Source organism: Deinococcus marmoris DSM 12784, from assembly GCF_000701405.1.
Taxonomy (GTDB): Bacteria; Deinococcota; Deinococci; order Deinococcales; family Deinococcaceae; genus Deinococcus; species Deinococcus marmoris.
In genome coordinates this window covers 1-11,867 of the sequence record NZ_JNIV01000119.1, presented here as the reverse complement: position 1 = coordinate 11,867, position 11,867 = coordinate 1, and the positions used below count along the sequence as shown (strand labels likewise).

General features: G+C 60.8%; 11 protein-coding genes and 1 pseudogene. 8 read left to right on the top strand and 4 right to left on the bottom strand.

Translation table 11 applies throughout. The annotated features are described in order from the left end of the window. Nucleotides 1-478: 478 nt before the first annotated feature. Both eno and pyk read left to right on the top strand, forming a co-directional pair. The gene (gene eno / locus Q319_RS0119970) at nucleotides 479-1,747 is read left to right on the top strand and encodes a phosphopyruvate hydratase (RefSeq protein ID WP_029484195.1); all 1,269 of its coding nucleotides are present in this window, start codon (nucleotides 479-481) and stop codon (nucleotides 1,745-1,747) included. Between the two features lie 175 nt (nucleotides 1,748-1,922). Next, nucleotides 1,923-3,371, top strand: a complete 1,449-nt coding sequence (gene pyk / locus Q319_RS0119965; protein WP_029484194.1) for a pyruvate kinase — start codon at nucleotides 1,923-1,925, stop codon at nucleotides 3,369-3,371. A 269-nt stretch (nucleotides 3,372-3,640) separates the two neighbouring features. Here pyk and tyrS read toward each other — a convergent pair whose 3' ends face one another. Next, nucleotides 3,641-5,377: a tyrosine--tRNA ligase gene (tyrS, locus tag Q319_RS28820; protein ID WP_245619402.1), complete on the bottom strand. Its 1,737-nt coding sequence runs from the start codon at nucleotides 5,375-5,377 to the stop codon at nucleotides 3,641-3,643. Nucleotides 5,378-5,555: 178 nt separating this feature from the next. On the opposite strand from tyrS, the gene Q319_RS0119955 reads away from it, so the two are divergent. The 3 genes from Q319_RS0119955 to Q319_RS0119945 are packed head-to-tail and all read left to right on the top strand — an operon-like array spanning nucleotide 5,556 to nucleotide 7,364. After that, a complete protein-coding gene (locus Q319_RS0119955; RefSeq protein ID WP_029484192.1) occupies nucleotides 5,556-6,146 on the top strand; it encodes an MOSC domain-containing protein in 591 nt (196 codons plus the stop codon). Further along, nucleotides 6,146-6,700: a YqhA family protein gene (locus Q319_RS0119950; protein ID WP_029484191.1), complete on the top strand. Its 555-nt coding sequence runs from the start codon at nucleotides 6,146-6,148 to the stop codon at nucleotides 6,698-6,700. The genes Q319_RS0119955 and Q319_RS0119950 overlap by 1 nt, the downstream gene beginning before the upstream one ends. Then, nucleotides 6,681-7,364 (top strand): tRNA (adenine(22)-N(1))-methyltransferase TrmK, encoded by a 684-nt coding sequence (locus tag Q319_RS0119945; protein ID WP_029484190.1) that lies wholly within the window; start codon nucleotides 6,681-6,683, stop codon nucleotides 7,362-7,364. The genes Q319_RS0119950 and Q319_RS0119945 overlap by 20 nt, the downstream gene beginning before the upstream one ends. Before the next feature lie 567 nt (nucleotides 7,365-7,931). Here Q319_RS0119945 and rpoZ read toward each other — a convergent pair. Both rpoZ and Q319_RS0119935 read right to left on the bottom strand, forming a co-directional pair. Continuing rightward, entirely contained in the window at nucleotides 7,932-8,231 is a 300-nt protein-coding gene (gene rpoZ / locus Q319_RS0119940; RefSeq protein ID WP_029484189.1) for a DNA-directed RNA polymerase subunit omega, read from the bottom strand. 178 nt (nucleotides 8,232-8,409) lie between these two features. Continuing rightward, a complete protein-coding gene (locus tag Q319_RS0119935) occupies nucleotides 8,410-9,144 on the bottom strand; it encodes a 50S ribosomal protein L25/general stress protein Ctc (protein ID WP_029484188.1) in 735 nt (244 codons plus the stop codon). A 290-nt stretch (nucleotides 9,145-9,434) separates the two neighbouring features. Here Q319_RS0119935 and efp point away from each other — a divergent pair, with 290 nt between their 5' ends. The 3 genes from efp (at nucleotide 9,435) to Q319_RS0119920 (ending at nucleotide 11,445) form a co-directional block, all read left to right on the top strand. Next, nucleotides 9,435-9,992: an elongation factor P gene (gene efp / locus Q319_RS0119930; protein ID WP_029484187.1), complete on the top strand. Its 558-nt coding sequence runs from the start codon at nucleotides 9,435-9,437 to the stop codon at nucleotides 9,990-9,992. Between the two features lie 76 nt (nucleotides 9,993-10,068). Then, nucleotides 10,069-10,602, top strand: a complete 534-nt coding sequence (locus Q319_RS0119925; RefSeq protein ID WP_029484186.1) for an endonuclease V — start codon at nucleotides 10,069-10,071, stop codon at nucleotides 10,600-10,602. 90 nt (nucleotides 10,603-10,692) lie between these two features. Next, on the top strand, nucleotides 10,693-11,445 hold the full coding sequence (locus Q319_RS0119920; protein ID WP_156039479.1) for a spermidine synthase: 753 nt from the start codon (nucleotides 10,693-10,695) through the stop codon (nucleotides 11,443-11,445). A gap of 184 nt (nucleotides 11,446-11,629) precedes the next feature. Here the strand turns inward: Q319_RS0119920 and Q319_RS28395 are convergent. Then, nucleotides 11,630-11,867 (bottom strand): annotated as a pseudogene (locus tag Q319_RS28395) (IS4 family transposase); the annotation flags it as partial.

Genomic DNA, 11,867 nt, shown 5'->3' with positions numbered 1-11,867 from the left:
TTCCTACGAAGACATCAAGCGGCGGGCCTTCAACCGGCTCTTTGCGTGGCGAATACTGAGCAATCTAGGTCTCCAGGCACGATTTGCCGAATTAGGAAAACATCCGTCCAGGCCGCTGGATTTGGGGGTCAAAGCGGCTTGAGGGTGGTCAAAACTGTCCGAACCATTGAGATAGGGGGGTTGAGGTCTGGACTGGGCGAAGCGCCTTGGTTGTCGCCGTGAGCGGCTTTTTCCTCCTTTTACAAAAGCTGAAATAGCTCAATTCTTCGTTATCCACAAAGTTATCCACAGATATTTCGCCTGTGGATAACTTTTGTGGATAACTCTCGCTGTGGACGCGATTTTCTGGGATTTCTGGATTCTGCTACCCACCCGGTTAGACCGGATGCACCCAGAGCTGACATGCGGCGCTTATAGTGTCCGAGATACACCTACTCGCACTTTGAAGCTGAGTGGGTGGCGTTCGGGAGGACTCGTCATGAACATTGAAAAAGTGATCGCCCGTGAAGTGCTGGACTCGCGCGGAAACCCCACCGTGGAAGCCGAAGTTCATCTGGACAGCGGCTATGTGGGCCGCGCCATCGTTCCCAGTGGGGCCAGCACCGGCACCCACGAGGCGCTGGAGTTGCGTGACGGTGGCAGCCGCTACGGCGGCAAGGGCGTGCAGAAGGCCGTCAAGAACGTGAACGAGGCGCTGGGGCCTGCCGTGGTGGGTCTGGACGCCAGCGATCAGGGCGCGGTAGACGCGGCCATGATGGAACTGGACGGCACCCCGAACAAGGGCAACATGGGCGGCAACGCTATTCTGGCCGTCAGCCTGGCTACCGCCCGCGCCGCCGCCGAGGAACTGAACATCCCGCTGTACCGCTACCTGGGCGGCAGCAACGCAAAGACGCTGCCCGTGCCGATGATGAACCTGATCAACGGTGGGATGCACGCCGACAACTCGGTGGATTTTCAGGAATTCATGGTCATGCCGGTGGGTGCGCCCAGCTTCCGCGAGGCGCTGCGCTACGGCACTGAGACCTTCCACAGCCTCAAGAAAGTCCTGAGCGGACGCGGATACAACACCAACGTCGGTGACGAGGGCGGCTTCGCACCGGACCTGAAGAGCAACGAGGAAGCGCTGGAAGTGCTGCTGGAGGCCATCGAGAAGGCCGGGTACGAGGCGGGCAAGGACATCTGCATCGCGCTGGACCCCGCCGTCACCGAGCTTTACAAGGACGGCAAATACCACCTGGAAAGCGAGGGCCGCGTGCTGTCTACCGCCGAGCTGGTGGATTTCTGGGCCGACTGGGCTTCCCGTTACCCCATCGTGAGCATCGAGGACGGACTGGCCGAGGACGACTGGGACGGCTGGCAGGCGCTGACCGCCAAGATTGGCGACAAGGTGCAACTGGTGGGCGACGACCTGTTCGTGACCAACCCCGAACGCCTCCAGCGCGGCATCGATACGGGCGTGGGCAACGCGATTCTGGTCAAGGTCAACCAGATCGGCTCGCTGACCGAGAGCATGGACGCCATCGAACTCGCCAAGCGTAACCGCTACGGCACCATCATCAGCCACCGCAGCGGCGAGTCCGAGGATTCGTTCATCGCAGACTTGGCCGTTGCCACCAACGCCGGGCAGATCAAGACCGGCAGCGCCAGCCGTTCGGACCGCATCGCCAAGTACAACCAGTTGCTGCGGATCGAGGACATGCTGGGTGACCGCGCCGTGTATCCGGGCCGCAAGGCGCTCCGGTAAAGAGAAAATACAGGCGGCGGACGCTGGAAGATTGCAAACCAGAGTCCGCCGCCTTTTCTGAATCAGCCGTTGGAAATTCGGCCTCCCAACCCCGACTGGAATCACTTCCAACTTCAACCGCGCACTGGGACACACGCACTGGTCTTCCGGGCGCGCGGCAAAACGAGGCAATCACATGAAACATTTTGACCGAGCCACCAAGATCGTCGCCACTGTCGGGCCAGCCAGCCGCAGCCCGGAAGTCCTGGGCCGCATGATGGACGCCGGGATGAACGTCGTCCGCATGAACTTCAGCCACGGCGATCCCGAGGACCACCGCCAGACCTACAACATGGTCCGCGAGCTGTCCGCCCAGAAGGGCATCACCGTGGGTATCCTGCAAGACCTCCAGGGGCCGAAGATCCGGGTGGGGCGCTTTGCCGAGGGTATGGTCACGCTGGCGGCGGGTGATCACTTCACCATCACGATGGACGATGCGGAGGGCGACGCCACGCGCGTTTCTACCACTTACAAAGACCTGATCCGCGACGTGCATCCGGGTATGGCGCTGCTGCTGGACGACGGCAACATGGCGCTGCGCGTGGAGAACCTGCGCGGCAACGACATCCTGACCAGCGTGGTGATCGGCGGCGTCCTGAAGAACAACAAGGGCATCAACGTTCCCGAGGCCGACCTGAGCGTGCCGGCCCTGTCCGACAAGGACGTGTCCGACATGGAATTCGGCGCGGAACTGGGCGTGGACTGGGTGGCCCTGAGCTTCGTGCGCTCGCGTGACGATCTGCTGCTGGCCCGCCACTACCTGTCACGCTTCGGCAGCCGCGCCAAGCTGATGGCCAAGATCGAGAAGCCGCAGGCGGTGGACCGTTTCGAGGACATCCTCAAGGAAGTGGACGGCATCATGGTGGCGCGCGGCGACCTGGGTGTGGAGATGCGCGCCGAGCAGGTGCCGACCATCCAGAAACGCCTGATCCGTCTGTGCCGCGAGGCAGGTAAGCCGGTCATCACCGCCACGCAGATGCTGGAAAGCATGATCAGCCTGCCACGCCCCACCCGCGCCGAGGCCAGCGATGTGGCGAACGCCATCTACGACGGAACCGACGCGGTGATGCTCTCGGCGGAATCGGCGGCGGGGCTGTATCCCGTGGAATCTGTCGCCATGATGGACCGCATTGCCCGCGAGGCCGAGTCCAGCGAGCATTACAGCATGCTCCAGCGCCAACTGGTGATCGACACCACGCTGGCCCAGGACTCGATTGCCTACTCGGCCTGCAACATCGGGGCCAAGCTGGGGGCGTCCGCCGTGGTGGCCTTTACCAGCACCGGCGGCGCAGCCCTGCGGATTGCCAAGAACCGTCCGCCGATGGCGATTCTGGCCCTGACCCCCAATGAAGTGACCCGCAACCAGTTGGCCCTGAGCTGGGGCGTCGTGCCGCTGCTCAGCGAGGACCCACGCAGCACCGACGACATGGTCCGCATTGCCAACAAGGAACTGAAAAAAAGCAGCTTGGCCGACATCGGGGACCGTTACGTGATCACGGCGGGCGTGCCCTTCGGCGTGCAGGGCACCACCAACATGCTGCGCGTGGAAGCTTTGCGGGACGAGGGCGTGGTCTCTCAGTTCTGATCGCTACTCTTAGCAACTGATTTTAAGGACTGACCCGCTCTGACTTCAAACGTCAGGGGCGGGTCAGATTTTTTATCCACAGGCACGGGGTTTATCCACACCTTGCCTGTGGATAAGTCCAGAACAGAGCGAATCCTTTTCATTGTCCAGGACATTCTCTACAGGCCATGTGGTGATCCACACCAGCCTGTGCATAACTTTTTAATTCCGCCCTCGAATCGACTTCTTCACGAGAAGCCCGTGAAGGCCCCGTGAAGACGCCGGGTGGGTCAGGACTCCAGTACAAAGCGCGCGAACTTGTCCTTGCCCTTCTGAATGACCGCGCCGCCCTTTGCCGCCAGTTCCTGCCGCGTCAGTTGCCCCTGCGGATCGGCGTAGGTCTCGCCGTTCAGCTTCAGCCCCCGGTTCTGGATCAGCTTGCGCGCTGCGCCGTTGCTGGGTTCCAGACCTGCCAGGACAACCAGTTTCGCCATGCTGATGCGGTCTGCGTCGAGGCTGTCGTTCAGGTCTGCTGTGATGTCAATGGTGGGAATGTTGTCAGGAATGCCACCCTTAGCCACATTTTTGAAGCCTTCATCAGCTTCATATGTCCCCATAATAGCTTTTACTACATTTTGATTTAAACTTGGATCAGTCGGATAGTTGTTGAAATCCATTTTTTTATCAATAAGATATTTTAACATATCCTGACGTAAGACATAAAGGTCTTTAATAATTTTTGTATTATCGGAATTTTTAATAAGATCTTTGCTCCCCTTAACTACATCTAGAAAATTCTCTAATTCATCAAATTTTTCAATAGTCAAACTAAATTCCCTAAATATATAAAGTGCCTTTTGCATTGTTGCTTTAAAATCTTCGATATCATTAAAATTATCTTTTATTGTTTTGTACAGACCTAGATTATCTTTAAATACATCACGAAATGTATCAAGGAAGACCTCAAGTCTATCTGCTGTATGAGCATATTCTTCTAAGTCTTCCAAAGTCGGCCCAGTTTCACCAAAAGCGATATTATAGTCATTGGGGACAAGTTTTTTGATACTATCAATGTTTGGTTCAATCTGATTATATATGCTGTTAGAAATCAGGCTTGCGAGAATTCTATGGCTAACTTTTGGATGCTGTTGAATTATAATAAGAATCTCATTTTCGGTTAAGTCGGTTAGCAGTGTGAAATAGCTTTCCATCAAATCATCCGGCAACTTCATTAATTCCTTGAACATATTCTTTGCATTTATTTTCGGGGATTTGATTTCTAAACTAATATAGTTATCTAAGCTCTTAGACATTTTTTCGTTTCCGCGTAATCCCACCAGCAGCGGCAGGGTCATGACCACCTGCGCTTCCTGGCCGTAATCGCGTTGCAGGGCGCGGCCCACCAGATTGTTGAACAGTTGATCGGTGCCGCCCAGCTCCACATCGGCCTCCAGCGCCACCGAGTCGTAGCCCTGCGTGACCGGGTACAGCAGCTCGTGCAGGCTGATCGGGGTCTGGGCTTGCAGGCGTTTGGTGAAGTCGTCGCGCTCCAGAATGCGGGCCACGGTGTACTTGCTGGCGAGGCGGATCACGTCGGCGTAGCCCATCGGCTCCAGCCACTCGCCGTTGTAGCGGATTTCCAGCACCTCCGGCTCGCCGCGCAGGATCAGACGGCACTGCTCCAGGTAGCTCTGGGCGTTGGCGCGGGTTTCTTCCAGCGTCAGCGGCGGGCGCGTTTTGCTCTTGCCGCTGGGATCACCGATCATGGCGGTGAAATCGCCGATCAGCATGATGACCTGATGGCCCAGATCCTGGAACTGCCGCATCTTGCGGAGGATCACCGCGTGGCCCAGATGCAGGTCCGGGCGGGTAGGGTCCGCGCCCAGCTTGACGCGCAGGGGTTTGCCCGTTTTTAAACTCTGCTCCAGTTTCCGGCGCAGATCGTCTTCCGTGACCAGATCGACCACGCCACGTTTGAGGATTTCAATCTGCTCATCTACAGGCACATTCCGGCGAATTTCGTTCATATGGACTCCGTGCAAAGAAAAGGCGACGCAAACCGTTCTGGCTGCGCCGCTTGGGGATCTGGATTTCAGGCTAAGACTGACCTCCTACCGCTAGCGGCAGGGTGGATATGCATGTCGGGTCAAACGCCTCATGTCCGCAGTGTACATGCCAAAACGTGCAGCGGATAGCATGGGCGGCGTGAAGACCATTCAGGACCTCCGCACGACATTTCCCCGCCCCGGACGGGTGGAATGGCTGAGTCTGCGCCCAGCCCGCCGCGTAATGCCCGTGCGCGTGGCCGAGGTGGAGGCCCACCCGCTCGTCGGCCTGATCGGGGACCACGGCAAGACGGCTCCGGGCCGCCTGACCGCCCTCTCTGGTGAAATGCAGTCTGGTGAGATGGAAGCGACGCCCAGACCCTCCAATCCGTCCATTCCCGGCGGCCCCGGTAAACGGCAGGTCACGCTGATTCAGGCCGAACACCTGCCCGTGATCGCCGCGCTGGCCGGACTGCCAGAGGTCATGCCCGAACTGCTGCGCCGCAACATTGTGGTGTCGGGTGTGCCGCTGCTGGCCCTCAAGGACGCCCGCTTTCAGATTGGCGAGGTGGTGCTGGAGGGCACGGGCGAATGCCACCCCTGCTCACGCATGGAAGAAAATCTGGGTGAGGGCGGCTACAACGCGGTGCGCGGCCACGGCGGCCTGACGGCGCGGGTGATCGTGGGCGGCGTGATCCGCGAGGGAGACACCGTGACAGCGCTGGCTCCCGAACGCGCGGAGAAGGACTGATGGCGCAGAAGCAGGCAGCTCACGCGGCCCGGATGCTGGGGCGGGCCTTCGGATTCACGCGGCTGATCGTGGAACTGGGCGTGTTCAGTTCGGTGGCCTTCAGTCTGGCGCTGTTTATCGTGGCGATTGTGCAGGCGTACCACACCATCGGTGACGCTTTCCGGCATCTGGGCGAACCTGAAACCACCAAGCATCTGCTGGTGGCCGCTGTGGAACAGGCCGACACGCTGCTGGTGGGCGTGGCCCTGCTGATCATCGGGCTGGGCTTGCAGGGGCTGTTCGTCGGGCGGCTCCAGAACGTGCCGGAGTGGCTGCACGTGGATTCGTTCGATGACCTGAAGCAGAAGCTGCTGGGCGTGGTGGTCACGGCGCTGGCGGTCAATTTCTTCGCGGTGGCGCTGGAGTGGACGGGTGGATCAGACATCCTGGTCTACGGCGCGGCCATTGCTGCCGTGATTCTGGCTGTGGGCGTCTACAGCTCGGTCCTGAGCCGCATTCACGGGCCACCCGCACACGCCCAGCCCGAGAAGCCAGATGCCGACGCCCACCCTTGATGCCCGCCTGGAAGCGGTGCTGGAGCTGATTCGCACCGACGTTCACGCCGACATCGGCAGCGATCACGCTCGCCTGCCTGTGCGCGTGATCCGTGAAGGCCGCGCCAGCCGTTGTATTGCCGTGGAACTGAATCCCGGTCCACTGGCCCTGGCAAGGCGCGGTGTCGTGCGTTCCAGACTGCAAGACCAGATCGAAGTTCGCGAGGGTGACGGCTTCGGCCCCATCCTTCCCGGCGAAATCGGCAGCGCCAGCCTGTGCGGCATGGGCGCGTACACCATCCGGGGCATTCTGGAACGGGCGGGGGAGAGGTTGCCTCCGGCATTGATCGTGCAGCCCAACGACTCGGCCCTGCACTTGCGGCTGTGGGCGCGCTACGCGGGCTATCACGTCCGCGCCGAACGCCTGATCGCCGGATACTGGCCCTACCCCGTGCTGCGGCTGGAGCGGGCCAGTGGTGCAGACCCAGCTTATGGGGGTGTGCCGCTGGACGCCGCGCTGAAATACGGGCCGCTGCTGCTGCGTCTGGGTGGAGAGGTGATTCGCCGTCAGATTGAGGCCGACATCGTGCGCCTGAGCAAAGTTGCTGCGCCGGGGCGGGAATCCTGGCATGAACTGGAAACGGCGAAGACCGCACTGGCGGTGCTGGACGACGGGGTAAAATAAAAAGCCCGCCTCTCGGCGGTGATGGAAATAAGATAGCGCGGTATTCGGATTCTGTCAAATTTATGCAGCGGGCCAAAAAACGCCGTGCTGGATGTGGGGTTTCTGTCTACAGATTGATGGGATTGCATAGCCTGTCACCACTGACCAGATGGCCTGAAAAACCCAGGCAATAAAAAATCCGCCTCGTTCGGCGGTGTTGATAAAAACCATAACGCGGTATGCGGGAAAAGTCAAATCTATGCGGCGCGCTGAAAAAACGCCTTGTCAGACGATGTTCTTTCCATTTCTGTCCAGTCTAGGGTGCATGGGCCAGATTTCCGACGGCCAGCAGGAAGTTTGAAAAACCAGACAATAAAAAAGCCGCCTTAGTCGGCGGTGTTGATAAGAACTATAGCGTGCTATTCAGCATTTGTCAATTTCATGCGACCCATACGGAAGAACCCCGTCCAGGACAGCATATTGACTGGAAACATAGGCAACCGATCTGCATAGCCGCTGTCTCGTCCTTTCAAAGAGAAGCGGCGAACAGGAAAAACCCCATCCGCCGCCGTCCAGACAGTTCTGGCCTTACTCGCGTTCGCGTTCGCGTTCGGCGTTCAACTGGGCCTGGAGCTGGGCCTGACGCTGGCGCACGTAGTCCTGCTGAAAACGGCTCTCGTCCATCAGGTCGGTGCCCACCGTGAGTTGCCCGGTGGCCAGCTCACGCATGGCCTGGGTGACCAGATTGCGGGTCCGCACGCGCTGTTCCACGGGCAGCACGCTGGGCGCGCCGGAGCGCAGTTGCAGGGCGCGCTTGGCCGTCACGACGCTCAAGCGGTACTTGCTGTCCGTCATCGCGAGCAACTTGTCAATGTCTTTTTCCGCCATAATTCTTAAACCTCCAGTTCTGGCCTGTCTTGCCCGGCCCCTTCAATAATGCAGAACCCCTCAGCTTAACCCCTGTACTCGGGCAGGAGGGGGCCTCAGCTTTCAAATGCCGCTTCAGCCGCTGCAAAGGCCGGAAGCCTCCATCGCTGGAAACCCCGGCCTGTGTGGGTAAAGGAGTTTAGGACTGCTCTTCTTCGGTCCTGGCGTCGTCGTTGCTCTCGGCGGCAGTCTCGTCGCCCGCATCGGAGACGGCGTCGGCCTTGGCTTCTTCCAGGGTGGCGTCGCCTTCCAGCACGGCGGCGGCAGCTTCCTCGGTCAGCTCGCCCGCAGCAACCAGACCAGCGATCTGGGCGGCCTGGGTTTCGGCGTCGGCTTCCTCGGCGGTCATGCGCGGCGGCAGCAGGCTGATGACAACCTGATCCGCGTCCACGTTCAGCTTGACGCCTTCGGGCAACGTGATCTGTCCGGCGGTCACGTGGTCACCGATCTGGAGCTTGGACACGTCCACGATCAGTTCCTGCGGGATGCGGCGCGGGCCGGGGGCGATGATGGCGAGGTTGTGGATCACGATGTCCAGCAGGCCGCCCATGACCACGCCCTGGCTCTTGCCCTTGGTATGCACGGGCACGGAGACTTCAACGGCCTCGCCGTAGGTGACCATGTAGAAGTCCACATGGATCGGCACGCGGCGGCGCTTGTCCATCTGAATGGCCTTGACCAGTGCGGGAAAGGTTTCCTGGCCTTCGACGGTGATGTCGTACAGGCCGGTGGTGCTGGTCTGACGGAAGGCCCGGTCAAAGGTCTTGAGGTCCAGGGCAAAGGAAACGTTGTTTTCCTTGTTGTAGGCGACGGCGGGGATCATGCCTTCGGCCAGCTTTTCGCGGCTCTTGCGGGGTTGGGCGTTCAGTTCCATGTGCGTCTTTTCTCCTTGGCGCTTTCCGTCTTCTGCTTGCTTCCCCGCCGCTCGTCGGCCCTTTTTGACAGGGGCCGGGGGCGGGGGTGGACGGGCAACCCTGGCAGCATAGCAAACCCCAGCCGGAGAGGGGAAGGGTTGCGGGCACGGTCACATCCCACTTCTGCTAAACTGCTGGGCGGCACCGAGCGGCCCCCGCCATTTCTGGACACCAGAAAGGCAGAGGCGGCCCCGGTTGGCACAGCGTCTGAAGCGCGCTTTTCACGCGTTCAGACCTTCAAGGAGCAGACATGATCAGCGTTACCGAACTGAGAAACGGCACCAAGGTGGAAATGGACGGCGGGTTGTGGGAGTGCCTGGACTACTCTCACCTGAAGATGGGACGCGGCGGCGCGAAGGTGGTCACCAAGTTCCGCAACATGGAATCCGGTAGCATCGTGGACCGCACCTTCAACAGCACCGAAAAGTTGCAGGACATCTACGTGGAAGGCAAGACCATGCAGTACCTGTACAGGGACGGCGACGACTACATGTTCATGGACATGGACACCTTCGAGCAGGTCACGCTGCCTCCCAGTCTGGTGGGCGACGCTTCCAAGTTCATGAAGGAAAACACCGAGGTCGAGGTGGCCATGTACGGCGAGAAGGCCCTGAGCATCACGCTGCCCAACCAGGTGATCCTGAAGATCGTGGAAACCGATCCTGGCCTGCGCGGCGACACCGCGTCGGGCGGCACCAAGCCTGCCAAGCTGGAAACCGGCGCGATGGTGCAGGTGCCGCTGTTCGTGGAGCAGGACATCGACATCAAGGTCGATACCCGCACCGGCCAGTACCTCAGCCGCGCCTGAGCTTTGAACCAGGGTCGCCTCTGCCTGCGGGTGGGGGCGGCCTTTTTGATGGGAGAGATGTGCTGACGGGAGAGACATGCTGATCTGTACCGACGTGGATTACCGCCCAGACGGCACGGCGCGGGCCGCTGGCGTGCTGTTTCGGGACTGGAGAGATGCCGCGCCGACGTGGGAATTGGTTGTCCCGGTCCCGCAGGTGGAGCCGTATCAGCCCGGCGAGTTCTACAGGCGTGAGTTGCCGTGTCTGCTGGCGCTGCTGGAGGGGGCGGCCCAGGCACACACGCTGGACGCGGTGGTGATCGACGGTTACGTGACCCTGGACGCGGGCGGACGCGCTGGCCTGGGCGCACACCTGTTTGAAGCTGTGGGGCGGCAGATTCCTGTGATCGGCGTGGCGAAAACGGCGTTTCAGGGTTCGGACCATGCGCTGGCCGTGACGCGTGGCGGCAGCCTCAAGCCCCTGTTCGTCACGGCGGCGGGGACCGACGTTGCCCAGGCCGCGGCGCAGATCGCCCGGATGGCTGGGCCACACCGCCTTCCCACGCTGCTCAAACGCGCCGATACCCTTTGCCGCAGCGAGAAACCGCCGGAAAATGCCGGGGACAGGTAGAGTTGACCCAATGCTTGCGCGACTCCTGCCCTCTGATCGGTTCTTGAATGCCCCATGCTCTGTGGTGGTCCGCGCTCCACTGGACCCCGCATGATTCCCTGGGTTCCGCTGGCCCGCGCCGCTATTCCCGGCACCGATCAGGAGCTTTGCCTGTACCGCCGGGGCGAACAACTGGAGTTTTCCATCCAGATCTCGGGCTATGTCAGCGAGCTGATGAACAGCCGCCAGCACGCCTCCGAGGACGCGCTGGCCGAGCTGGGCTGTGCGCCCATCGCGGGCCGCCCTACGCCGCATGTGCTGGTGGGGGGCCTGGGCATGGGCTTTACGCTGGCCGCCGCCCTGAAGGCGCTGGGGCCGAGGGGCGTGGTCACGGTGGCCGAACTGGTGCCGGAGGTCGTGGAATGGAACAAAGGCCCGCTGGGTGCGTGCGCGGCCTTCCCCATTCGGGATTCACGTACCCGCGTCCATGTGGGAGACGTGGCCGAGTTGCTGCGCCGTGGGCATGCCAACTACGACGCCGTGCTGCTGGACGTGGACAACGGCCCTGAAGGTATGACGCATCACGGCAACAACTGGTTGTATTCGCCGTCCGGGCTGGCGGCGGCGCAACGGACCCTGCGGCCCGGCGGCGTGCTGGCCATCTGGTCCGCCACACCGGATACTCGCTTTACCCGGCGGCTGCAACAGGCAGGCTTCCGGGTAGAAGTGCAGACGGTGCGTGCGCGGCCCGGCAAGGGAACCCGCCACACCATCTGGCTGGCCCACCGGACGCAGGCGGCAGCCGTCGTCGTCCCGGCCCGCGCCCCACAGCAGGAACGGCGGCAGCGACGCGGCCAGCGCTGACGTGGCTGGAGTGGGGAACTGCCAGCGCCCCAGGTGAGCTTGTGCTGTGCATGGGTGATACGGACTGTGATTGAATCGTTTGCAAAAACGATGGAGATTCGAGCGGGAGCAAGAGCGTCCTCTCTTCGAGCTGTCACAGTCATGGGCGTCTGTTCATCAATGGTTCGGACAGTTTTGACCACCCTCAAGCCGCTTTGACCCCCAAATCCAGCGGCCTGGACGGATGTTTTCCTAATTCGGCAAATCGTGCCTGGAGACCTAGATTGCTCAGTATTCGCCACGCAAAGAGCCGGTTGAAGGCCCGCCGCTTGATGTCTTCGTAGGAAAACACCAGTGAAGTGGCCGGGCGACCCTGGAGGCCAGCGGCCTCCAGCAGCACTTCTGCCCGTCCCAGACTGAGCGCGAAGAACGCAGTATTCCAA

Coding starts and splice junctions, on each gene's coding strand:
- eno (WP_029484195.1), top strand. CDS start 479: ATGAACATTGAAAAAGTGATCGCCCGTGAAGTGCTGGACTCGCGCGGA.
- pyk (WP_029484194.1), top strand. CDS start 1,923: ATGAAACATTTTGACCGAGCCACCAAGATCGTCGCCACTGTCGGGCCA.
- tyrS (WP_245619402.1), bottom strand. CDS start 5,377: ATGAACGAAATTCGCCGGAATGTGCCTGTAGATGAGCAGATTGAAATC.
- Q319_RS0119950 (WP_029484191.1), top strand. CDS start 6,146: ATGGCGCAGAAGCAGGCAGCTCACGCGGCCCGGATGCTGGGGCGGGCC.
- Q319_RS0119945 (WP_029484190.1), top strand. CDS start 6,681: ATGCCGACGCCCACCCTTGATGCCCGCCTGGAAGCGGTGCTGGAGCTG.
- rpoZ (WP_029484189.1), bottom strand. CDS start 8,231: ATGGCGGAAAAAGACATTGACAAGTTGCTCGCGATGACGGACAGCAAG.
- Q319_RS0119935 (WP_029484188.1), bottom strand. CDS start 9,144: ATGGAACTGAACGCCCAACCCCGCAAGAGCCGCGAAAAGCTGGCCGAA.
- efp (WP_029484187.1), top strand. CDS start 9,435: ATGATCAGCGTTACCGAACTGAGAAACGGCACCAAGGTGGAAATGGAC.
- Q319_RS0119925 (WP_029484186.1), top strand. CDS start 10,069: ATGCTGATCTGTACCGACGTGGATTACCGCCCAGACGGCACGGCGCGG.
- Q319_RS0119920 (WP_156039479.1), top strand. CDS start 10,693: ATGATTCCCTGGGTTCCGCTGGCCCGCGCCGCTATTCCCGGCACCGAT.